The 21,299-nt window shown below is 60.7% G+C and carries 19 protein-coding genes and 1 pseudogene; 10 read left to right on the forward strand and 10 right to left on the reverse strand.

Features of this window, described 5'->3' with window-relative positions; genetic code table 11:
* Positions 1-94: 94 nt before the first annotated feature.
* Together ACOZK9_RS13260 and ACOZK9_RS13265 are read right to left on the reverse strand one after the other, a co-directional pair.
* Positions 95-1,045, reverse strand: a complete 951-nt coding sequence (locus ACOZK9_RS13260; protein ID WP_058411558.1) for an alpha-E domain-containing protein — start codon at positions 1,043-1,045, stop codon at positions 95-97.
* 2 nt (positions 1,046-1,047) lie between these two features.
* Positions 1,048-2,457, reverse strand: a complete 1,410-nt coding sequence (locus ACOZK9_RS13265) for a circularly permuted type 2 ATP-grasp protein (protein ID WP_421555981.1) — start codon at positions 2,455-2,457, stop codon at positions 1,048-1,050.
* A 375-nt stretch (positions 2,458-2,832) separates the two neighbouring features.
* Here ACOZK9_RS13265 and ACOZK9_RS13270 point away from each other — a divergent pair, with 375 nt between their 5' ends.
* The 3 genes from ACOZK9_RS13270 (at position 2,833) to ACOZK9_RS13280 (ending at position 3,816) form a co-directional block, all read left to right on the forward strand.
* Positions 2,833-3,378 carry a hypothetical protein gene (locus ACOZK9_RS13270; protein WP_058411556.1) on the forward strand — a complete coding sequence of 182 codons (546 nt, stop codon included), beginning with the start codon at positions 2,833-2,835 and terminating at the stop codon, positions 3,376-3,378.
* Between the two features lie 79 nt (positions 3,379-3,457).
* A complete protein-coding gene (locus tag ACOZK9_RS13275; protein ID WP_421555982.1) occupies positions 3,458-3,670 on the forward strand; it encodes a hypothetical protein in 213 nt (70 codons plus the stop codon).
* An 11-nt stretch (positions 3,671-3,681) separates the two neighbouring features.
* Positions 3,682-3,816: a hypothetical protein gene (locus ACOZK9_RS13280; protein ID WP_256586744.1), complete on the forward strand. Its 135-nt coding sequence runs from the start codon at positions 3,682-3,684 to the stop codon at positions 3,814-3,816.
* Here the strand turns inward: ACOZK9_RS13280 and ACOZK9_RS13285 are convergent.
* On the reverse strand, positions 3,807-5,159 hold the full coding sequence (locus tag ACOZK9_RS13285) for a cation:proton antiporter (protein WP_421555983.1): 1,353 nt from the start codon (positions 5,157-5,159) through the stop codon (positions 3,807-3,809). The two genes, ACOZK9_RS13280 and ACOZK9_RS13285, sit on opposite strands and share 10 nt — an antisense overlap.
* Before the next feature lie 238 nt (positions 5,160-5,397).
* On the opposite strand from ACOZK9_RS13285, the gene ACOZK9_RS13290 reads away from it, so the two are divergent.
* The gene (locus ACOZK9_RS13290) at positions 5,398-6,150 is read left to right on the forward strand and encodes a CDP-diacylglycerol diphosphatase (protein ID WP_421555984.1); all 753 of its coding nucleotides are present in this window, start codon (positions 5,398-5,400) and stop codon (positions 6,148-6,150) included.
* A 145-nt stretch (positions 6,151-6,295) separates the two neighbouring features.
* Here the strand turns inward: ACOZK9_RS13290 and ACOZK9_RS13295 are convergent, their stop codons facing one another.
* The 3 genes from ACOZK9_RS13295 to ACOZK9_RS13305 are packed head-to-tail and all read right to left on the reverse strand — an operon-like array spanning position 6,296 to position 9,276.
* Positions 6,296-7,549, reverse strand: coding sequence for an EAL domain-containing response regulator (locus tag ACOZK9_RS13295; protein WP_058411552.1), 1,254 nt, complete (start codon positions 7,547-7,549; stop codon positions 6,296-6,298).
* Between the two features lie 9 nt (positions 7,550-7,558).
* Positions 7,559-7,942 (reverse strand): response regulator, encoded by a 384-nt coding sequence (locus ACOZK9_RS13300; protein WP_058411551.1) that lies wholly within the window; start codon positions 7,940-7,942, stop codon positions 7,559-7,561.
* Complete coding sequence (locus ACOZK9_RS13305) at positions 7,927-9,276, reverse strand: sensor histidine kinase (RefSeq protein WP_058411550.1); 1,350 nt, start codon at positions 9,274-9,276, stop codon at positions 7,927-7,929. Before ACOZK9_RS13305 ends, ACOZK9_RS13300 begins: the two co-directional genes overlap by 16 nt.
* Positions 9,277-9,676: 400 nt before the next feature.
* Between ACOZK9_RS13305 and ACOZK9_RS13310 the strand changes: the two genes are divergently transcribed.
* From ACOZK9_RS13310 to xylB, 5 genes are read left to right on the forward strand one after another with little or no spacing between them, the layout of a single operon-like run.
* Positions 9,677-11,209, forward strand: coding sequence for a sugar ABC transporter ATP-binding protein (locus ACOZK9_RS13310; protein ID WP_421555985.1), 1,533 nt, complete (start codon positions 9,677-9,679; stop codon positions 11,207-11,209).
* Positions 11,202-12,194: an ABC transporter permease subunit gene (locus ACOZK9_RS13315; protein ID WP_058411548.1), complete on the forward strand. Its 993-nt coding sequence runs from the start codon at positions 11,202-11,204 to the stop codon at positions 12,192-12,194. The genes ACOZK9_RS13310 and ACOZK9_RS13315 overlap by 8 nt, the downstream gene beginning before the upstream one ends.
* Positions 12,195-12,228: 34 nt before the next feature.
* Positions 12,229-13,161, forward strand: a complete 933-nt coding sequence (locus tag ACOZK9_RS13320) for an ABC transporter substrate-binding protein (RefSeq protein ID WP_058411547.1) — start codon at positions 12,229-12,231, stop codon at positions 13,159-13,161.
* Between the two features lie 26 nt (positions 13,162-13,187).
* Entirely contained in the window at positions 13,188-14,180 is a 993-nt protein-coding gene (locus tag ACOZK9_RS13325) for a LacI family DNA-binding transcriptional regulator (RefSeq protein WP_058411546.1), read from the forward strand.
* 15 nt (positions 14,181-14,195) lie between these two features.
* Positions 14,196-15,665, forward strand: coding sequence for a xylulokinase (gene xylB / locus ACOZK9_RS13330; protein WP_058411545.1), 1,470 nt, complete (start codon positions 14,196-14,198; stop codon positions 15,663-15,665).
* 61 nt (positions 15,666-15,726) lie between these two features.
* On the opposite strand, the gene ACOZK9_RS27470 is transcribed toward xylB, so the two are convergent.
* The 3 genes and pseudogenes from ACOZK9_RS27470 to ACOZK9_RS13340 form a co-directional block, all read right to left on the reverse strand.
* On the reverse strand, positions 15,727-16,608 hold the full coding sequence (locus ACOZK9_RS27470; RefSeq protein ID WP_478372200.1) for a methyl-accepting chemotaxis protein: 882 nt from the start codon (positions 16,606-16,608) through the stop codon (positions 15,727-15,729).
* A pseudogene (locus ACOZK9_RS27475) lies at positions 16,585-17,352 on the reverse strand (MCP four helix bundle domain-containing protein); the annotation flags it as partial. The pseudogene ACOZK9_RS27475 and the gene ACOZK9_RS27470, both read right to left, overlap by 24 nt.
* A 174-nt stretch (positions 17,353-17,526) precedes the next feature.
* A complete protein-coding gene (locus ACOZK9_RS13340) occupies positions 17,527-17,970 on the reverse strand; it encodes an Lrp/AsnC family transcriptional regulator (protein ID WP_058411544.1) in 444 nt (147 codons plus the stop codon).
* A gap of 109 nt (positions 17,971-18,079) precedes the next feature.
* Here ACOZK9_RS13340 and ACOZK9_RS13345 point away from each other — a divergent pair, with 109 nt between their 5' ends.
* On the forward strand, positions 18,080-18,982 hold the full coding sequence (locus ACOZK9_RS13345) for a DMT family transporter (RefSeq protein WP_058411543.1): 903 nt from the start codon (positions 18,080-18,082) through the stop codon (positions 18,980-18,982).
* Between the two features lie 34 nt (positions 18,983-19,016).
* On the opposite strand, the gene ACOZK9_RS13350 is transcribed toward ACOZK9_RS13345, so the two are convergent.
* Entirely contained in the window at positions 19,017-21,005 is a 1,989-nt protein-coding gene (locus tag ACOZK9_RS13350; protein WP_152750406.1) for a peptidase U32 family protein, read from the reverse strand.
* Positions 21,006-21,299 lie beyond the last annotated feature (294 nt).

The following is a 21,299-nucleotide window of genomic DNA, read 5'->3' on the forward strand; positions in this document are numbered from 1 at the left end:
TTTCTGTGGGAGCGGGCTTGCTCGCGATGCAGGCACCTCGGACCATCAGGCATACCCAGTTGAGGCCATCGCGAGCAAGCCCGCTCCCACAGGTTCAAACCACTTCCAGGTACGAGCTGTGAATCGCCCGTGCCAGCTCGCGCACGGTGTCGATAAAGTCAGTCAAACGGCTGTGCAACCCGTCCTCAAGAATCTCATCAATCCCGGTGTACCGCAGGCGCGCCTCAAACTCGGCCGCGAGGCGCTGCGCGGTGCGCCCATAACTGCCCGGCAATTCCGCGAGGATATGGCTCAACGCCTCAATGCACGCATGCAACGAACGCGGCACGTCGCTGCGCAACAGCAGCAACTCCGACACCGAGCGGGCGTTCAGCGCGTTCGGGTACAACTGGGTATACGCCTCAAAAGACGATAACGCCCGGAGCAGGGCGCTCCACTGGTAATACCCCCGCGCCGACAGGTCGCTGACTTCTTCCGACTCCTCGCCAAACATCTCATAGCGCGCATCCAGCAGGCGCAAGGTGTTGTCCGCCCGCTCAACAAATGTGCCCAGGCGAATAAACCGGTAAGCGTCATTCCGCATGATGGTGCCGGAGGTAGCGCCGCGGAACAGGTGCGAGCGCTGCTTGACCCAGTCACAGAAGTGGCTGATGCCATGGCGCGCCAGGCCGCCGGCGGCGATGCTGCGCATTTCCAGCCAGGTGGCGTTGAGGTTTTCCCACATGTCGGCGGTGATTCGCCCGCGTACCGCGTGCGCGTTGCCTCGGGCGGCGCGCAGGCAGTTGTAAATGCTTGCGGGGTTTTCTTCGTCGAGTGCGAAAAAGTGCAACATGCGCTCGGCGTCCAGTTGCTGGTGCCGCTCCAGGTAGTTGTCCAAGGTGCCGCTGCTGAGCAACGACATCGCCAATTCGTCGAGGCCATCGCTGCGCCCGGCCTGCGGCATCAACGACAGCGAATAGCTGACTTCGAGCATGCGCGCGAGGTTTTCGGCCCGCTCAAGGTAACGCGACATCCAGTACAAATCTGCGGCGGTTCTACTCAACATACTCAGCCCTCCACCACCCAGGTGTCCTTGGTTCCGCCGCCTTGCGACGAGTTGACGATCAACGAGCCTTCCTTCAGTGCCACGCGGGTCAGGCCGCCGGGCACCAGACGGGTTTCCTTGCCCGAGAGCACAAATGGCCGCAGGTCGATGTGCCGTGGCGCGATGCCGTTTTCGACAAACGTGGGGCAGGTGGACAGGCACAAGGTTGGTTGGGCGATATACGCGTGCGGGCGTGCCTTGATGCGCTGGCGGAAGTCCTCGATTTCGGCGGCGCTTGAAGCCGGCCCTACCAGCATGCCGTAGCCGCCGGAGCCCTGGGTTTCCTTGACCACCAGTTCCGGCAAATGCGCGAGTACATGCGACAGTTCATCGGGCTTGCGGCATTGAAAGGTCGGCACATTTTGCAGTACAGGCTCTTCATCCAGGTAGAAGCGGATCATTTCGGGCACATACGGGTAGATCGATTTGTCATCGGCCACGCCGGTGCCGATGGCATTCGCCAACACCACATTGCCGGCGCAATAGGCGGCCACCAGCCCCGGCACGCCGAGCATCGATTCAGGGTTGAACGCCTGCGGGTCGAGGAACGCGTCGTCGATTCGCCGGTAAATCACGTCCACCGCCTTGGGGCCGTCGGTGGTGCGCATGAACACCTTGAGGTCGTGCACGAACAGGTCGGCGCCTTCGACCAGTTCCACGCCCATTTCGCGGGCGAGAAACGCATGCTCAAAGAACGCGCTGTTGAAGCGCCCGGGCGTCAGCACCACCACATTCGGGTTGTCGAGGCGGCTGGCGCTTTTCAAGGTGCTGAGCAGCAGGTTGGGGTAGTGGTCGACCGGCGCGATGCGCTGTTTGGCGAACACTTCCGGGAACAGGCGCATCATCATCTTGCGGTCTTCGAGCATGTAGCTCACGCCACTGGGCGTGCGCAGGTTGTCTTCGAGCACGTAATAGGTGCCATCGCCATCGCGCACCAGGTCGACCCCGGAAATATGCGAATAGATGCCGCGATGCAGGTCCAGCCCAACCATCGCCTTTTGGTAACCCTCGTTGCCCAGCACCTGATCGGCAGGAATGATGCCAGCCTTGATGATGCGCTGGTCGTGGTAAATGTCCGCGAGGAACATGTTCAGCGCGTTGACGCGCTGGATACAGCCGCGTTCGATCACGCTCCATTCACTGGCGGGAATGCTGCGCGGGATGATGTCGAAGGGGATCAGGCGTTCGGTGTCTTGCTCGTCGCCGTAGAGGGTAAAAGTGATCCCCGCGCGGTGGAACAGCAAATCGGCTTCGCGGCGTCGCTGGGCCAGCAGTTCCGGCGGCGTATTCGCCAGCCAGCGGGAAAAATCCTGATAGTGCGCACGGCAAACGCCATCTGCGTCATTCATTTCATCAAAGAAAGATCGAGCCATTCCAGTACCTTGTCAGTGCCGAGGGTTGCGCAGGTGGCACTGCCGCTTTAAAAAACGCATTTTTTTATGAGCCCGTGGCTGATCGTGCCACTGGGCCTGGTCCTTACTTTCTTATGGAGTCGGCTCTGGGTCGGCGGGTAACGATTGCTCCTGTAACCGGGCAGATGAATGGATTAAGCAATGCGTGTGCCGAAACGCGCTTGGGCGCGCGGATTGGGTGGCAAGCGGGCTACTGTGGCGAGCCCGCTCTACCTGACAGCTCGCTTGCCACAATCGGTCATCTGTTCAAAATGACCCAAAAGGGTGCACGAACAACTTGAACTTCTTGCACAGCCGGTTCTTCTAACGAGTCCAGTACCTGCATGGAGCACGGCTGTGCCCAGAATTATTTCCCCCAGCACGCCTGAGTCGGCTTTGGACGACCACAGCGAGCACAACGCCAAGATCTTCGGTTCGCCCAAGGACCGGCTCGACTTCTATCGCCGTGAAATTCAGTACGAAACCACCATTCTGGCCAACCGCACCGACGCCTACCTGACCGCGCAGTCGTTTCTGGTCATCGCCTTCGTTTCGGGCATGGGCAACCTCAACCCGGAATGGGGCAAATTGTTCACCGTGGTGGTGCCGGTATTTCTCGCGGCGCTGGGGGTGCTCAGCTCACTGAATGCCTGGCCGGGCATCCGTGCGGCCTATGACATCATTGACCATTGGCACTTCAAGCAGAGCGAGTTGCTGCGCAGCGAGCCGTTGATGGGCATGGCCTATGACGAGTCGCCGCTGTTTTCCGAGGTGGAGTCCTCGCACAAGGGTTACCGCAAGTCCCTGTTGTTCTCGGTGCGCACGCCGTGGATCTTCATGGTGTTCTGGGTGGTGCTCGGCGCCTATGCGTTCTATATCCAGGTGGACAACCCCGGCTCATAAATCGTTGGAACTTCATGGCCTCACGCGCACCCTTATAGTGACGCAGGCGGTGTTTTCCGAGCCTGCGAAGAGGTGACCCATGACCACAAACAACGATCCGCAAGTCAGCAACCGCAATGACCCGGCCATCGATGGCGGTGAGCCGGCGCCCGGCACTGCCGCCGATGCGCCCAAAGACCCAACACCCGCCAGCGACCCCAAAGCCCGCGAAAACGACTACAGTCCAGACTTCAAGCCCGAGCCTGAGGCCAAGCCTGAAACCGATGCCGATATTGATACCCAAGGCGGGTAGAGGAGACGCTCATGTCCAAAGAACTCGACGACGAACTCAACGATCCGGGCAACGAAGACCCGGGCTCGTTGATGGATGATGCAGAAGTGCCGCTCAACGATCTGGACGAAGCGGCAGACGTAGGCAACAGCGAGAATCAGGACTGATTTTTCACCTGGGCACGTCGTTCATACCACACCAGCATCGGCTGGGTACTGAGGCCATGAACGACGATGCTCAAGGCGATCACCGACACCGTAAGGTTCACCGCCACCGCACTGCTGGTGCCGATCAGCCCGTGATTGAGCGCGTAGAACAGGTAGTAAATACTGCCGATGCCGCGAATCCCGAACCAGCCCATCAAGCCACGTTGTCGCCAGTCGATCAGGCTGCGCCAAGGCATCGCCAGCACGCTGACTGGTCGTATCACGCAAAACAGCAGCGCCGCCACCGGCAATGCGCGCCAGTCCCAGTGGCTGACCAGCACAATCCCCAGCAGCGTGACCAGGAACACCTCCATCGAGCGCTCCACCAGGCTGCCGAACGAAAGCATGTCGCCCATCATCACACCCGCGGCGATCTGCGTTTCCGCGAGTTCACTCACATCACCTTTCAGTGCTCGCTCCGGCGGCACTTCCAGATGGCCCACCACTGGCAGCGCCAAATGCTCCGACGGCGTTTCAGCGTTGCCAGTGGACCGGAACTCCGCTTGGCGCAAGCCCAACCCTGCGGCGAACACCGACAGAAACCCATAACCGCCCACGGCCTCCGCCGCGACATACGCCAGGGCAATCAGCGCCAGGGTCAGGTAATCGTTGGGCGATAAGGTACTGTCCGCGTTGGTGATGCGCATCCACAAGGCCACGCGCCCGATGCCGCGGCCCATCCAATAGCCGATCAACAAGCCCGCCGGCACCGCCCACAGCAAGTTCTTCAGTACCCAACCGCCGAACCAGTCACCGTCAAACCCGCCGTGCTGCATGAACAACAGCGCGAAAATCACAAAAGGGAACGCCGTGCCGTCGTTCAGCCCGGCCTCGCCGGACAAGCCAAAGCGCAGCGCGTCGTAGTCCTGCGCATTGTTGACCTGAACCAGCCCGGCCAACACCGGGTCCGTCGGCGCCAGAATCGCCCCGACCAGCAGCGACACGCCCCAAGACAACTCGAACAGGTAATGCAGCGCCAGGCACACGCCGAGGATGGTCAGCAGCATCACCGGCCCGGCCATGCCAAACGCGATGCGCCACGTGCGATGCGCGAGCGGCAGCCGCAGTTTCAGCCCGCTGACGAACAGCGAAAACAGCACCGCCACTTCGGTAAGGTGCTCCATCCAGCGTGCGGAGCCTTTGATGTCCAGCTGCAACAGGTCCACGCCGAGTGGCCCGATTGCCACCCCCAGCAACAGGCACACCGCCGAGGTGGTCACCGGCATCCAGCGCAAATAGGAAGAGGTGAGGGCAAGTGTCAGTAACACTGCGCCCAATACGGCCAACCATAAAATAAACGTCATCGAACATGCACCGCGGCCGTGATCTATCCAGCTTGGAGGACTGTGGCCGGGCGCAGGTTCAATGTGATTGGTTCAAGCGCTTGCCGCGCGATGAATTGACATATTTCGAGTGTATTCTGGCGAGCGCGATAAACAATCTGATCGGGCCGCAGGGGGTCGCCGCCGCCAGGCGTTAACCCCACGACAGGGATGTCTGCGACAAAAATAACTGACATCCCCGTACGTTGAGGTTTTTTGCATGAAGCGCAGTACCGTGTTCAAGATCGCTGGTGTGTTGCTGTTGGTCGCGGTTTTAGTCGGGTTTTGGACGTGGCGCGGCAACCCGGATGCCTTGTGGCATATCGTCAGCCAGCAATGTGTGCCCAATCAGCAACAGCAGCAAAAACCCGACCCGTGCCTGGCGGTGGATCTGGATCGCGGCTACGTACTGCTCAAGGACCGCCAGGGGCCGTTGCATGTCTTGCTGATTGCTGCCGACAAAATCACCGGCATCGAAGACCCGGCTCTTGGCCGTGGGTTGCTGCCGCATTACGTTGCTCAGGCTTGGCGCCACCGCGACGTGTTGTCCAGCGGGTTGGCTCGGCCGGTGCCGGATCAGTATGTGGCGGTGGCGATCAATTCGCGTTATGGGCGCTCGCAGAATCAGTTGCATGTGCACATTGCGTGTTTGCGCGCGGAAGTGTTCGCCGCCATTAATCAGCCGCGTAACGGGCTTGATGAGCAGTGGCGGGTGCTGCCTGTTCAGCTAATGGGGCATACCTATAGCGGCCGCACGCTGTCGGCGGCGCAGGCAGAGGGGGTCGACCCGTTGACGCTGTTGCGTGACTATGTTGAGAGTCGCGGTGACGCTATGAGCCAGTACGGTTTGCTGATGGCCTCGCGCGTTGACGGCAGCGTGGTGTTGTTGACCACGCAGGTGTCGCTGACCGAGCTGAACCTGGGCTCGCCTGCGGAGTTACAGGACTATCACTGCGGTTTGTGGCTGCGCTGAGCGCGGTCTTTAATAGCAGGGCTTTTATTGTGGGAGCGGGCTTGCTCGCGATAGCATCAACGCGGTGTACCTGATGTACCGAGGTGCCTGCATCGCGAGCAAGCCCGCTCCCACAGACCTCTCCCGCAGTTGATAGCATTTGGGTTCAATCCTCCACCAGTCGCTCCAGCAGCAATCGCTCCAGCGTCGCTGGCGGCAATGGCCGGCTAAACAGATACCCCTGAATCTGGTCGCACCCCGCATCCTTCAAGAACGCCAATTGCGCCTGTGTCTCCACGCCCTCGGCCACTACGCGCAGGTTCAGGCTGTGCGCCAATTCAATGATGGTGCGCGTGATCGCCGCGTCCTGCGGGTTGGTCGTCACCTCGCGGATAAACGCGATGTCGACCTTCAACGTATCAATCGGAAAGCGCCGCAGATACGCCAGGCTCGAATAGCCGGTGCCGAAATCATCAATGGAAATCTTCACGCCCATGTCCCGCAGTCGCTCCAGGCTGGCGATGGTGTGCTGGGTGTTTTCCATCAGTGAGCTTTCGGTCAGCTCAACCTCCAGCCAATGCGCCGCGACCCCGGTTCGCGCGAGGATGCAGGCAATATCGGCGATCAGGTCGCCCTCGATCAACTGATGGCCGGAGACGTTGACCGACACTTCAACTGCGCCGATCGCGCCGCTCTGCCACTCGGCAATCTGTTGGCACACGCTGTCGATGACCCAGCGCCCCACCTTCACGATCAACCCGAGGCTCTCCAGTATCGGCACGAATATCGCCGGCGACACGGCGCCGTAGCCCGGCCGCTCCCAACGCAACAATGCTTCGAGGGCGCATATGCGGCCGCCCGCCAGTTCAATTTTGGGCTGGTAATGCACGCTGAAATTGCCCAGTTCAACCGCCTTTCGCAAATCCGCTTCCAGCTCCTGGCGGGCCAGGTCATGCACATTCATGCTGGCCATTTCGCCGGTTTTTATGTGCAGTTGTTGCTCCAGCATCAGGCTATGGCTTTTAAACTGATCGCCGCGTGCTTTAAGTCGCAGCAGGTTGCGCACCCGCAGCCACAACTCGACGCGCTCCACCGGTTTGCTGATGAATTCCTCGGCGCCGCTTTCGAGCCCGCTGACGCGCGCGCTCGGGTCGCTGAGGGCCGACAGCATAATGATCGGAATGTTGGCGGTGGCTTCGTCGTTCTTTAATTGGCTGGCGACTTCGTAGCCGTCCATGCCCGGCATCATAATGTCCAGCAGGATCAGGTCAGGCGGCGTTTGCGCCACCAATAACAGCGCCTCCTCGCCGCTGCTCGCCGTCAGGGTCAGGTAGCCCTCGTGTTGCAGGAGGGTTTCCAACAGCTTGCGAACCTGTGGTTCGTCATCAACGATCAACAGTGTGGCGGGAGGGCTGGCCATGGAGACGACTCATATAAGGGGGCTGATATTCTTTTGCAGCAGGGTATCAATGACCTGATACAACTCTTTGTAGCGAAGCGGTTTGATGATGTAGGCATCGCACCCGGCCAGTCGGGTCTTTTCGCGGTCTTCCTTCATGGCCATGGCGGTCAGGGCGATCACCGGGATATGCGCGGTGTTCGGGTCTTGCTTGAGCAGTTGGGTGGCGGCCAGGCCGTCCATCCCGGGCAATTGAATATCCATCAGGATCAGTGCCGGTTGTTGCTCGCGAGCCAGGGTCAGGCCGGTTTCGGCATCTGCGGCCCATAGCACCGTGTGGCCCGCATTCTCCAGCAACAGGCGCGCCAGGCGCATGTTTGCCTGGTTGTCTTCGACGATCAGGATTTCGGCCATACAGCCTCCGGTGCACGGTGCAGCGGCAGCCACACCACAAAGCGAGTGCCCAAACCTGCGCGGCTGGCCACTGCAACGCTGCCGCCGTGTAGATCGGTCAGTTGCTTGACCATTGCCAAGCCAAGGCCTGTGCCTTCAAATTTACGCGCCAGGCTGCTGTCGATCTGGCTGAACGCTTTGAACAGCTTGCTCATGTCGTCTTCGGCGATGCCGATGCCGGTGTCGCTGACACTCAGCTCCAGAAACTGCGTGTGTGCGCTGGGCTTCAGCGCGAAGCCGTGGGCGGGCCAGTCGCCGGGTGTTTTGCCGACCTGTTCGCGGCTGACTTCACGCACCGCAAGGGTCACGCTACTCCCGTGTTCACTGAACTTCACCGCATTGGCCAGCAGGTTATAGATGATTTGTTTGGTCTTGCGCAGGTCCAGTTCGAGGGTGCCGAAATCGCGCTCGCTGTCGAGCTTCAACTGGATACGCTGCAGCGCGGCTTTTTCGCGCACAATCAACAAGCTGTTGGCCAGCAACCCGGCGAGCTCCACGGCCTCCAGCTCCAGGTCCATCATCCCGGCTTCAACCTTGGACAGGTCGAGAATATCGTTGATCAGCGACAGCAAGTGCTGGCCGCTGGTGAAGATGTCGCCGATGTATTCGCGCTGCACCTCGCTCATGTCGCCGACCAAGCCATCCTTCAACGCCTCAGAGAAGCCAATCACCGCGTTCAGCGGCGTACGCAACTCGTGGGACATGGTGGCGAGGAACTCGGACTTCATGCGATTGGCGTGTTCCAACTCCAGGTTCTTTTCTTCGAGTGCGCGTTCAAACCCTTTGCGCTCGGCTTCTTCCTGCTTGCGCGCGGTGTTGTCGGTGCCGATCAGCAGGTAGCCAATGATTGTGTCGTGGCGGTTGCGCAACGCGGTCACCGAGACCATGGCCGACAGGCGGCTGCCATCCTTGCGAATATAGGTCAGTTCGTAAATGTCTTCGATGCCGCGCGAGGCCTTGAACACCAGGGCTTCAAAGCCAGGGGTGATCGGTGTGTCGAGCTCCAGGCTGAGGGCGGCGGCGCGGGTAATCAGTTCGGCGGGGTCGGAAATATCGGCGGGGGTGATGCGGTTCAGTACGTCTTCAGCGGCATACCCGAGCATACGTTCGGCGCCGACATTAAAGATCTGGATCACGCCTTTTTCGTCGGTGGCGATGCTGGAAAAATACGCGCTGTTGAAGATCGCGTCTTGCAGTGCGCCGGTCTTCAGCAGGGTCTTCTGCCGTTTGAACTCGACGATTTTTTCGGCCCGCGATTGCGGTTCGGGTGGTTGATCGGTGGGGCTTTTATCCATCGCGGTAGCGTTCCGTGAACTACAGGCCCGCCATCATCAACATGCGATGGCGCAGAGCATACTCACAGAAGATCGCACAAAGGCGATGAGGAGGAGATGAGATTCTTTGACAATAGCAGAGATCATGGCGTTTTGAAGGCTCAACGCGCCGATTAACACGCCACAAGCACTCAAACGGATATGTTTCGTCAGGGCGGTGTGCTGTTTGACCATACGATCAGGGCGTCAGAGCGCCAAGCTCGGCAAAAAGCCTGTGAAACACGCATATTTTGCATTTGCGTGAGGGGTGAAACGTTTAATCAAACGATAAACGGCACACGCAAGCGCTTGCGTAACGAAATGTATCTGCCTTAGAGTCGGCAGCACTCGACTACAAAAATAATAATTTCAGGAGCTCATGATGAGCCTCGAACCCTTGCTTGAGATGCAGGGCATCAGCAAAACCTTCAACGGTTTGCGCGTGCTCAAAAATGTCGGCCTGAAGGTCTACCCCGGCGAAATCCACGCCTTGATGGGGGAGAACGGCGCCGGCAAATCGACCCTGATGAAAATCCTCTCCGGCGCTTACCATGCCGACCCCGGCGGCGAAATCCGCATTGACGGCCAGCCCGTCGCCAGCTTCGACCCCGCCACCGCGAAAACCCTCGGCATTGCCGTGATCTATCAGGAACTCAGCCTGTGCCCGAACCTGAGCGTCGCTGAAAACATCTACCTGGGCCGCGAACTGCGGCGTGGCTGGACCATCGACCGCAAGGGCATGCAAGCCGGTTGCGTGGAAGTGCTGCAACGCCTGGGCGCCGAGTTCAAACCCGGCACAGCGGTCAGCAGCCTGTCGATTGCCGAGCGCCAGTTGGTCGAAATCGCCCGCGCCCTGCATGCCCACGCCCGAATCCTGGTGATGGACGAGCCCACCACGCCGCTGTCATCGCGTGAGACCGACCGCCTGTTTGCCCTGATCAAACAACTGCGCAGCCAGGGCTTGGCGATTATCTATATCAGCCACCGCATGGCCGAGATCTATGAGTTGTCGGACCGCGTTTCAGTGCTGCGCGACGGCCAATACATCGGCGAACTGACGCGCGATGCGCTGTCGGCCGAGGTGTTGGTAAAAATGATGGTAGGCCGCGACCTTTCCGGTTTCTACAAGAAGGAACACGCCGCCTATAACCCCGGCAACGTGGTGATGCGCGTGCGCGACATGGCCGATGGCAAACGCGTGCGCAATTGCAGCTTCGACCTGCACGTGGGCGAGGTGCTGGGCATCGCCGGGCTGGTTGGGGCAGGGCGCACGGAGCTGGCGCGGCTGATCTTTGCCGCCGACCCGCGCACCTCGGGCACCCTTGAAGTGGTCGGCAAACACGTGACGCAACTGCGCACTCCGGCCGATGCGATTCGCGCAGGCGTGGTCTACCTCACCGAAGACCGCAAGGCCCAGGGCCTGTTCCTCGACATGAGCGTGGCCGACAACATCAATGTGTGCGCGTGTGTGCCGGATGCGCACGCCGGTGGTGTGCTGGATCGCGGCCATGCTGCGCAACGTTCGGATGACGCGATCAAGTCGCTGTCGATTCGCGTGGCGTCGGGCAAGGTCAATGTGGGCGCGTTGTCCGGCGGCAATCAACAAAAAGTGCTGTTGGCGCGGCTGCTGGAGGTCAAGCCGCATGTGCTGATCCTCGACGAACCGACGCGTGGCGTCGACATCGGCTCCAAGTCCGAGATTTATCGCATCATCAATCAACTGGCGCTGGCGGGTGTCGGCATCGTGGTGATCTCCAGCGAGCTGCCGGAAATCATCGGCACCTGCGACCGTGTGCTGATCATGCGCGAAGGCCAGTTGGTGGCCGAAGTCGGCGGCGCCTCCGGCCAGGTAATTTCCCAAGAACGTATTATTGACCTCGCCACCGGTGGCGATCAGGTGGCTGCCCATGGCTGATTCAAACAACAACACGCTGACTGTTGCGCCGATTGGCAAAGCTGAGCGTATCCGCGAGTTGATGCGCACGGTCGGCATGTTGCCGGTGCTGGTGCTATTACTGGTGGGTTTCGCGCTGGCCAGTGAAAACTTTTTGACCGTGCAAAACCTCTCGATCATCACCCAACAGGCCTCGGTCAACGTGGTACTCGCGGCGGGCATGACCTTTGTGATCCTCACGGCGGGCATTGACCTGTCGGTCGGCGCGATTCTCGCCGCGTCCGCCGTGGTCGCGTTGCAGGCCTCAATGTCGCCGCAGTTCGGCATGTTCGGGATCGCCGCCGGTATCGGCTTCGGCCTGCTGCTGGGGCTGGTCAATGGCGGGCTGATCGCGTTCATGCGCCTGCCGCCGTTTATCGTGACGCTCGGCGCGCTGACCGCCATGCGTGGCCTCGCGCGGTTGCTGGCGGATGACAAAACCGTGTTCAACCCCGACCTGCCGTTCGCCTTTATCGGCAATGACTCGATCCTCGGCGTGCCGTGGCTGGTGGTGATCGCCGTGGCGGTGGTGGCACTGTCATGGTTCATCCTGCGGCGCACGGTCATGGGCGTGCAGATTTACTCGGTGGGCGGCAACCCGGAGGCGGCGCGGCTGTCTGGGATCAAGGTGTGGAAAGTGCTGCTGTTCGTCTACGCGATGTCCGGCGCCCTGGCCGGGCTCGGTGCGGTGATGAGCGCCTCACGCCTGTTCGCCGCCAACGGCCTGCAACTCGGCCAATCGTACGAGTTGGACGCGATTGCCGCGGTGATCCTCGGCGGCACCAGTTTTACCGGCGGCGTCGGCACCATCGGCGGCACGCTGATTGGCGCGCTGATTATCGCTGTGCTCACCAACGGCCTGGTGCTGCTGGGGGTTTCGGACATCTGGCAGTACATCATCAAGGGCATTGTGATCATCGGCGCGGTGGCGCTGGATCGCTATCGCCAGTCCGGCGCCCGCACCTGATTTCACTAAAACAACAATCACAAGAGAGACCCACATGAACTTCAAACGCCTGTTTCCCGTTATTGCCCTCGCTGCCTTGGTCGCCCAAAGCGCAGAGGCCCGCGAACTTAAAGCCGTGGGCATCAGCATGGGTTCGCTCGGCAACCCTTATTTCGTGACGTTGGCCGACGGCGCCACGGCGCGCGCCAAAGAGCTGAACCCCAACGTCAAGGTGACGTCGGTGTCGGCGGACTATGACCTGAGTAAACAATTTTCGCAGATCGACAACTTCATCTCGTCCAAGGTCGATTTGATCCTGATCAACGCCGTCGACCCGTCGGCGATGGCCTCGGCGATCAAAAAAGCGCGGGACGCCGGCATCGTTGTGGTGGCCGTGGATGTGGACGCCAAAGGCGTCAACGCGACCGTGCAAACCGACAACGTCGAAGCCGGCAAGCTGGCCTGCCAGTACCTGGTGGACAAGCTCTCGGGCAAGGGCAACGTAATCATCCAGAACGGCCCGCAAGTCACTGCGGTGACTGACCGTGTCAAAGGCTGCAAAGCGGCGCTGGCCACTGCGCCGGAGATCAAGGTGCTGTCCGATGACCAGGACGGCAAAGGCTCGCGCGAAGGCGGCTTGAACGTGATGCAGGGTTACCTGACGCGCTTCCCGAAAATCGACGGCTTGTTTGCGATCAACGACCCGCAAGCCATCGGCAGCGACCTGGCGGCCAAGCAGCTTAAGCGCAGCGGCATCATCATCACTTCGGTGGACGGTGCGCCAGACATCGAGAACGCACTGAAAACCGACACGCAGATTCAGGCCTCCGCCAGCCAGGACCCGTGGGCCATGGCGCAAACTGCGGTGAATGTCGGCAATGACCTCCTCAACGACAAGGCCCCGGCCGAAGCGGTGACCCTGCTCACGCCAAAACTGATCACCCGCGACACCATCGGCACCTACAGCGGCTGGTCGAGCAAGCATTGATTGATTGACGTAAAGAGGGGCGCGTCGTGGTGACCATGGATGACGTGGCAAGCAGGGCGGGCGTGTCCACGTCGACCGTGTCCCACGTGTTGAATGGCACCCGCAAGGTCAGCCCGGCGACGGTGCTGGCCGTGCAGCAAGCCATTGCGCAGTTGGGGTATGTGCCCAATACGCTGGCGCGCTCGTTGGCGCGGTCGAGCACCAATACGATCGGTGTGGCGATCTCGTCGCTGTCCAACCACTACTTCAGTGAAACCGTGCACGCGATTGAAACCGAGTGCGCCCGGCACGGCTTCATGATGCTGTTTGTCGACACTCACGACGACCCGGCGCAAGAACTTCGCGTGGTCACCGCCCTGCATCATCGGCGTGTTGACGGGATTTTACTGGCACCGGCAGCCGGTTCCATCGCGTTGGCGTATTTGCAGGCCAACCAGATTCCGGGGGTGCTGGTAGACCGCATGCTGGACGCGCCGTTTGATCAGGTTGGGGTGGAGAACACCGCGTCCACCCACGCCCTGGTCACGCACTTGGTTGAACACGGGCACCGGCGTATCGGCTTTATTGCCGGGCGCGCGGGGTTGGGCACGACCGATGAGCGCGTAGCGGGTTATCGGCAGGCGTTGCAGGCGGCGGGGCTGGCGTTTGACCCGCAACTGCTGGTCAACGGCGGCTCCAACAGCCAACCGGCGCGCGCGGCCACTGAGCAGTTGCTAGCTTTGAGCGAGCCGCCGACGGCGATCATGGCGGGCAACAACATGATGACCCTCGGCGCCATGCATGCGCTGCGTGACGCGCATCTGGATGTGCCGGGGGACATGGCATTGGTCGGTTTTGACGATTTTGACTGGGCGGATTTTTTCGTGCCGCGCCTGACTTTGATCGCTCAGCCGGTCAAGCAACTCGGCGCGCGCGCGGTGCAACTGTTGCTGCAACGCATGGCGTCGCCCGACGCCCCCGTTCAACGTGTGCGCCTGGCGCCCAGCGTGCAGTATCGAAATTCATGTGGCTGCAGCTAATTGGAATAACCGCGTATGAACAGTCCCGTTTCTCTTGGCATCGACCTCGGCACCTCAGAGCTCAAGGCGATCCTGATGGACGCCAGCGGCGCCGTGCTGGCGCACGCCGGTGTGCGTTTGAGCGTCTCCCGGCGTCACAGCGGCTGGTCTGAACAGGCGCCCGAAGCGTGGTGGCAGGCCTGTTTGCAGGCACTTGATGAGTTGCGCGCGCACCCAGCGTTTGCGCGCGTGGCGTGCATCGGCCTGTCGGGGCAAATGCACGGCGCGGTGCTGCTCGGCGCGGATGACCGCGTGCTGTACCCGGCGATTCTCTGGGATGATTCGCGCGCGGCTGCCTGCGCCGAACAGCTCGGGCCAGGCTTTGCCGAGGTCACCGGCAGCTTGCCGATGGCCGGGCTCACGGCGCCCAAACTGCTCTGGCTGCAACAGCATGCGCCTGAGGTATTCGAGGCGATTGACTGCGTGTTGTCGCCCAAGGATTACCTGCGTTTGCGCTTGAGCGGTGAACGCATCAGCGAGATGTCGGACGCCGCCGGCACGCTGTGGCTGGATGTGGCGCAGCGTCAATGGTTTGCCCCGATGTTGCACGCCACAGGCCTTGTGCTGGCGCAGATGCCACGGCTGGTCGAAGGCGGCGAAGCGAGTGCCTGTGTCACGGCGGCGATGGCGGCGCAATTGGGCTTGGCGCCCGGCGTGGTGATCGCTGGCGGCGGCGGCGACAACCCGGTGGCGGCCGTCGGTATCGGCGCGATCAACGCCGGTGATGCGTTGATTACCCTCGGCACCAGCGCGGCGATTGTCGCGATCACCGACCATGCCGCAGGCAACCCCGCAAGCGCCGTGCACAGCTTCTGCCACGCGCTGCCAAACCGCTGGTACACCATGGGCGCGCTGTTGGCCGGCGCCAGTTGCTTGCGCTGGGTCACGCAATTGACCGGCACGCCGGATGAGCAAACCTTGTTGGCCCACGTGCAGGCGCAGTTGCCAATGGGTGCGCCGGTGCCGCTGAACACGCCGCTGTTTCTGCCTTACCTCGCCGGTGAACGCACGCCGCATAACGACCCGCTGCTGCGCGGTGGGTTTATGAGCCTGGGCCACGACTGCACCCCGGCGATGCTCGGTTATGCGGTAATGGAAGGCGTGAGTTTTGGCCTGCTGGATGCTTTAAACGCGGTGCAAACGGCAGGTGCCAACGTCGGTGCCTGTGCGCTGGTCGGCGGCGGGGCACGCAGCGAGTATTGGGCGCAATTGTTGGCAAATATCCTGCAGCGAGAGGTTTTCACCTTGCACGGCAGTGAGCTGAGCGCGTGTATCGGCGCGGCGAAGCTGGGGTTTATGGCGATCGGGCAGGGCGCGCAACTGCTGGAAACCGGTATGCCGGTCAAGACGCGTTACCTGCCAGACCTGCGACAACAGCCGGTGCTGGCGGCGCGTTATCGCAAGTTTCAGGGGTTGCTGAGCGCGGCCAAAGCGCTGCAAGGCTGACCATTCAGGGTGTGTGAATAGGGGCAGGCGCCCCTGGTTCCTTGGCGAAGTGGGCGTGTTGTTACATCTGAAACTGCTTCAGCAACCGGTTCAAGTCGAGCGCGAGGTTGCTCAGTTCCGACGTTGCAATCGCCGTTTGACTAGACCCCTGCGCCGTCTGGCTTGACAGGTCACGGATGCTGACCAGGCTGCGGTCCACTTCCCTTGCCACCTGGGCCTGCTCTTCCGACGCGGTGGCAATCAACACATTGCGCTCGGTGATATTGTCGATCGATTCGGTTATTTCGACCAACGCGGCGCCCGCGCCTTGAGCCGTATCCAGCGTTCGCTGAGCCTGGGCATTGGTGTGGGTCATTGCCGACACCGCCGCGCCAGTGCCTTTTTGAATCGAGCTGATCATCTGCTCGATCTCGCTGGTTGACTGCTGCGTGCGGTGCGCCAGCGCTCTGACTTCATCGGCCACCACTGCGAAACCTCGACCGGCTTCACCGGCACGCGCGGCTTCAATGGCGGCATTCAGCGCGAGCAAATTGGTTTGCTCGGCGATGGCCCTGATCACGTCCAGCACCTTGCTGATGTCGGTCGCCATCACCTCAAGCCCTTGCACTTCCCGGGAAGCGGCTTCAACGTTGCCAACCATCAAGCTGATTGCCTGCACGGTTTCATCCACGCGGGCACGCCCCGCAAGCGCTGCGCTATTGGAGCGGTTGGCAGCTTGCGAGGCGGCGGCGGCGTTTCTCGCCACTTCTTCTACCGCTGCGCTCATCTCGGTGACGGCGGTGGCTGCCATCTCGACCTCGTTATTCTGGCGCTGCATGCCTTTGTTCGCGTCCTCGGTGACGGCATGCATTTCTTCAGACGTCGACGCCAACTGATTAGACGAATCGGCGATCGAGGCAAGCGTATTGCGCAAACCGTTTTGCATGGCTTTCAGCGCCAGCATGAGCCTGGCAACTTCGTCGCGCCCTTGCACCTCGATGACTTCGCTGAGGTCGTTTTTGGCAATGCGCTCAGCAATGGCCAGCGACTGGCTGAGCGGGCGGGTAACGCTGCGGGTATACAGCAGCGCAAGCACAATTGCCGCCAATGTGCCGATCAAGATAAACGCAGTCACGATCAGTCTGGACTGTTCGTAACTGCGCGTGGCGTCATCGCCAGCCTTTTTAGCCTTGTTGTTGTTCAGCTCAATCATCTGTTTGATGGAGCCTTCTACGGTGTCAGCCGATTGCTTCATCGCCTCGCTGGATAATTTAACCGCGTCATCCAGGCTGTTGGCTGCGATAAGCGCCAGGTATTGCTCCTGTACTTGCTGATAACTGGCATAGCGCTCCGACAGCTCAGCAAAAAACTGTTTGCCAGCAGGCGTTACGATCAGTGGTTGCAACGTCGATAGCAGATCGAGGATGTTTGCCCGGGCTTTGTTGAGGTCCACCAGCGCTTGCGTTTTGCGAATGGCTGGCTCGATAGGGTTGCGCAGCCGTGAGTTTAGGCCGCGTATGTTAGTGAATTCCTTGTCAACCTGGCCCAGCAGGGCAATGCTCGGCACGACGTTGGTTTCGACGAATTTTTCAGCAGTGTTTAAAATTGAGGCCTGTTTTAGGGCAATCAGCCCCTGCGCAATAATCATCAGGCAGAAAAACCCGAAGAACAGGGCAGAGCGCGGGGCGAGGTTTAGTTTACGTAACATGATAGAGAGCCTCTTTTTGTGGTTATCTCTATTTCGTCGCACTCATGGTTGCATTAAGTACCGCTCGTCGGAGGTGAGCGGTTAATGGCCTTTTAATCGCATTTAAAATATTACAGAATGTAACAGCGCCCATTTGGCTGCCCCGGCAGCCCACCCATTCCCTATCGCCTTACATCATGCCTCCGTCAGCGGCGGCAGTCGGCGTTTGACCGGGGTTTTCTTGACAATGGCAGTGTTGGTTTCTGCATACGCGTTAAGGCGGTCGAGCAGGGTGTCGAGGTGGTCCATCGTGCGCACGTGCAGGCGCGCGATAAAACAGTCCTCGCCCGTGACCTTGTCGCACTCGGTGAACTCGGGGATCGCCTGGATCTGGCGCTCCACTTCCTGCAACTTGCCCGGCAAAGGCCGAATGCGCACGATCGCTTGCAGCAAGTAGCCGAAATGCCTGGGGTCGATGTCGACGGTGTAGTGCGTCAGCACGCCGCGCTCTTCAAGGCGGCGCAAGCGTTCGCCGACGCTGGGCGATGACAGCCCCGTGAGGCCCGCCAAGGCCTTTAGCGACAAGCGCGAGTCTTGCATCAGAGCCGAGATCAGCTGCTGGTCGATGGTGTCAATCATGCTTTGTGCCTAATAAGAAAAGGTCAAACAACGGGTTTGCCTTGTTTAGTCGCTGGAGCGGTCGACCGCCAGATTGCCATAATTGTGCCTCATCCGAGGAGCATCAATTATGCACAAAGCAGTTCGTCGAGGTTCGTGGGAGATGGTCGCCGCTATGCTGATCTCAGGCACCATTGGCTGGTTCGTGCTGGTGGCGGGTGTGTCGGTGATCGAAGTGGTGTTCTGGCGCTGCGTGATTGGCGCGCTGACGTTGCTGTGGGTGTGTGCGTTGCTGGGTTACTTGCGGCTCGACCTGATCACCTCGACCCAATTCGCCTTGGCGATGCTCAGCGGCGTGGCCATCGTGGGTAATTGGCTGCTGTTGTTTGAATCCTATTCGCGCGCGTCGATTGCCATTAGTACCGCGGTGTACAACGTGCAACCGTTTATGTTGGTGATGCTGGCGGCGGTGTTTCTCGGCGAAAAGATCACGCTGCAAAAACTCACATGGCTGGGCGTTGCGTTCCTGGGCATGTTGGCGATTGTCACCGCCCACGGCGAGCAGCAAAGTGGCGCGGCTGATTACCTGGCCGGTGTGTTGCTGGCGCTGGGCGCGGCATTTTTGTATGCAATTGCAGCGCTGATCATCAAGCGCCTGAAGGACGTGCCGCCGCACTTGATGGCGTTGATCCAGGTGGTCACCGGCGCGGTGCTGCTGGCGCCGTTAGTGCCCTGGAACAGTTTGCCCGCCGCCTCAAATAGCTGGGCGGCGCTGATCACGCTGGGCGTGGTACACACCGGCTTGATGTATGTATTGCTGTACGGTGCGATCCAAAAGCTGCCCACCGCGATTACTGGAGCGCTGTCGTTTATCTACCCGGTTGCGGCTATTTTTGTCGATTGGATTGCCTTCGGCCATCGCCTGGGCTGGCTGCAATGGCTGGGGGTGGCGGCGATTCTGTTGGCGGCTGCGGGGTTGCAGCGGGGCTGGACGCTGCCACGCAGGCCTGCTGTGGCCAGCAGGCCGCTGTGATCAGCGAGCTCGCCATAGCAGGCCCGCTTTTCAGTCAGTGCGGTGCGCGGCTGATGGTCTTGAGCAGATCATCCGGGCTGATGTGCCCCACCACGCTGCCCGGTTGCGGCAACCCAAGGATGTGCCCCTTGATCTTGCCCACCACATGCATCTCGCACGGCTTGCAGTCGAACTTCAAGGTCAGCACTTCGTCGCCATGAATCAACTGCATCGGCGCCACTTTGGTTTTCACGCCGGTCACGCCCTTCGCCTGTTTTGGGCACAGGTTGAACGAGAAACGCAGGCAGTGCTTGGTGATCATCACCGGCACTTCGCCGGTTTCTTCGTGGGCTTCGAAGGCGGCGTCGATCAGCTTCACGCCGTGACGATGGTAAAACTCGCGCGCCTTCTGGTTGTAGACGTTGGCCAGGAACGACAGGTGCGCTTCGGGGTACACCGGCGGCGGCGAAGTCTCGGCCTTGCGCCCACCGCGCGGGTGAGCGGCGATGCGTGCAGCGGTGAGTGCTTCGATCACTTCGCGGCGCAATGCCTTGAGCTGCGAATTGGGGATGAAGAACGCCTGCGGTGCATCCAGCTCGACAGCGGTGGCGTGGTACTCGGTGGTGCCGAGCTGGCCGAGCAGGTCGCGCAAAGTGTCCAGCGCCTGTTCCGGCTTGTTGGCCACGCCGAACGGGCCGGGCAGGGTGACGCTGGCGCTGATACCTTCTTCGCTGGTGGCGGTCACGTGCAACTGGTCTTCGCGCAAGCGAGCGGCCCACGACAAACCGATACGGCGTTCGGCCGAGGTCTTCTGCAGGGCTTGCTGCCAGTTATGGTCGAGGTTGCGGTTCAGCGGGTGGTTGGGGCGCAACTGATGCAGGCCGGCCGGCATCTCATTCGGTTCGACGCGGTAGCGGTAACGCTTTTCGCCGTCTTCTTCGAACTCGCCTTTAGGCTCGGCGATGTTGGCGCGAAAACCCACCACTTCGCGTTTTACCAGCACATTCAGGCCGTCGCCGTTGGACAGCGGCTCATGGGTGACCACTTGCAGGTCGCGTTTGCCGGCTTTTTCTACCACGCCGACCGGCAGGCCGGTAAAGGTCGGGGTATCGAAGGCGCCAATATCGATCTTGCGGTCACTGACAAAGTAGTCAGTGCTGCCACGGTGGAAAGTTTTTTCCGGGTCGGGCAGGAAGAAATGCGCGGTACGCCCGCTGGACGCAGGGGCCAGGTCCGGGCGGTCTTCGAGGATTTCGTCGAGGCGCTGGCGGTAATAGGCGGTGATGTTCTTCACATAGCCCATGTCTTTGTAGCGGCCTTCGATCTTGAACGAACGCACACCGGCATCCACCAGCGCGCGCAGGTTGGCGCTCTGGTTGTTGTCTTTCATCGACAGCAAGTGTTTTTCAAAGGCGACCACGCGGCCCTGGTCATCTTTCAAGGTGTACGGCAGGCGGCACGCCTGCGAGCAGTCGCCACGGTTGGCGCTGCGGCCATTCTGCGCGTGCGAGATATTGCACTGCCCGGAGAACGCCACGCACAAGGCGCCGTGAATAAAGAACTCGATGGCGGCGTCGGTTTCGTCGGCAATCGCACGAATTTCCTGCAGGTTCAGCTCGCGGGCCAATACCAACTGCGAGAAACCGGCCTGGTCGAGAAACTTCGCGCGGCCGAGGGTGCGGATGTCGGTCTGGGTACTCGCGTGCAGCTCAATCGGCGGAATATCCAGTTCCATCACGCCCAGGTCCTGCACGATCAACGCATCAACGCCAGCGTCATACAGCTGATGGATCAGCTTGCGCGCGGGTTCCAGCTCATTGTCATGCAGGATGGTGTTGATGGTGGTGAAGACGCGGGCGTGGTAACGCCGGGCGAATTCGACCAGTTGAGCAATATCGCTCACCTCGTTACACGCATTGTGGCGCGCGCCGAAGCTTGGGCCGCCGATGTAGATGGCGTCGGCGCCATGCAAGATAGCCTCGCGCGCGATGGCGACATCGCGGGCAGGGCTGAGCAATTCCAGGTGATGCTTGGGCAAGGACATAGTTTTTTTAGTCAGGCTTGTCACGGTTGAGGTGCGCATTATGTGGCAGCTGGCGAGCTTTAGCGAGACTGCCAGCGTCGCCGCGCTTTTGTGGGAGCGGGCTTGCTCGCGATGCAGGCAACTCGATACAGCAGGCACACCGGGTAGATGCTATCGCGAGCAAGCCCGCTTGTATGGTTAGACTTGTAGGGGTGGTGGGACTAAAAGCCAGCATCTGACTCTAGCCAGTACAGACCGTGGGAGACTTCGCCCCACCCCTTCACCCAAAACGCCGATAAGGAATGCATCGGCCCT

Source organism: Pseudomonas kitaguniensis, assembly GCF_049199985.1.
Taxonomy (GTDB): Bacteria; Pseudomonadota; Gammaproteobacteria; order Pseudomonadales; family Pseudomonadaceae; genus Aquipseudomonas; species Aquipseudomonas kitaguniensis.

Excerpts from the sequence above, each read along its gene's own strand:
- ACOZK9_RS13260 (WP_058411558.1), bottom strand. The coding sequence starts at position 1,045 with ATGTTGAGTAGAACCGCCGCAGATTTGTACTGGATGTCGCGTTACCTT.
- xylB (WP_058411545.1), top strand. The coding sequence starts at position 14,196 with ATGAACAGTCCCGTTTCTCTTGGCATCGACCTCGGCACCTCAGAGCTC.
- ACOZK9_RS13310 (WP_421555985.1), top strand. The coding sequence starts at position 9,677 with ATGAGCCTCGAACCCTTGCTTGAGATGCAGGGCATCAGCAAAACCTTC.
- ACOZK9_RS13305 (WP_058411550.1), bottom strand. The coding sequence starts at position 9,276 with ATGGATAAAAGCCCCACCGATCAACCACCCGAACCGCAATCGCGGGCC.
- ACOZK9_RS13280 (WP_256586744.1), top strand. The coding sequence starts at position 3,682 with ATGTCCAAAGAACTCGACGACGAACTCAACGATCCGGGCAACGAAGAC.
- ACOZK9_RS13345 (WP_058411543.1), top strand. The coding sequence starts at position 18,080 with ATGCACAAAGCAGTTCGTCGAGGTTCGTGGGAGATGGTCGCCGCTATG.
- ACOZK9_RS13295 (WP_058411552.1), bottom strand. The coding sequence starts at position 7,549 with ATGGCCAGCCCTCCCGCCACACTGTTGATCGTTGATGACGAACCACAG.
- ACOZK9_RS13350 (WP_152750406.1), bottom strand. The coding sequence starts at position 21,005 with ATGTCCTTGCCCAAGCATCACCTGGAATTGCTCAGCCCTGCCCGCGAT.
- ACOZK9_RS13320 (WP_058411547.1), top strand. The coding sequence starts at position 12,229 with ATGAACTTCAAACGCCTGTTTCCCGTTATTGCCCTCGCTGCCTTGGTC.
- ACOZK9_RS13285 (WP_421555983.1), bottom strand. The coding sequence starts at position 5,159 with ATGACGTTTATTTTATGGTTGGCCGTATTGGGCGCAGTGTTACTGACA.
- ACOZK9_RS13340 (WP_058411544.1), bottom strand. The coding sequence starts at position 17,970 with ATGATTGACACCATCGACCAGCAGCTGATCTCGGCTCTGATGCAAGAC.
- ACOZK9_RS13315 (WP_058411548.1), top strand. The coding sequence starts at position 11,202 with ATGGCTGATTCAAACAACAACACGCTGACTGTTGCGCCGATTGGCAAA.
- ACOZK9_RS13265 (WP_421555981.1), bottom strand. The coding sequence starts at position 2,457 with ATGGCTCGATCTTTCTTTGATGAAATGAATGACGCAGATGGCGTTTGC.
- ACOZK9_RS13275 (WP_421555982.1), top strand. The coding sequence starts at position 3,458 with ATGACCACAAACAACGATCCGCAAGTCAGCAACCGCAATGACCCGGCC.
- ACOZK9_RS13290 (WP_421555984.1), top strand. The coding sequence starts at position 5,398 with ATGAAGCGCAGTACCGTGTTCAAGATCGCTGGTGTGTTGCTGTTGGTC.
- ACOZK9_RS27470 (WP_478372200.1), bottom strand. The coding sequence starts at position 16,608 with ATGCTGGCGCTGAAAGCCATGCAAAACGGTTTGCGCAATACGCTTGCC.
- ACOZK9_RS13300 (WP_058411551.1), bottom strand. The coding sequence starts at position 7,942 with ATGGCCGAAATCCTGATCGTCGAAGACAACCAGGCAAACATGCGCCTG.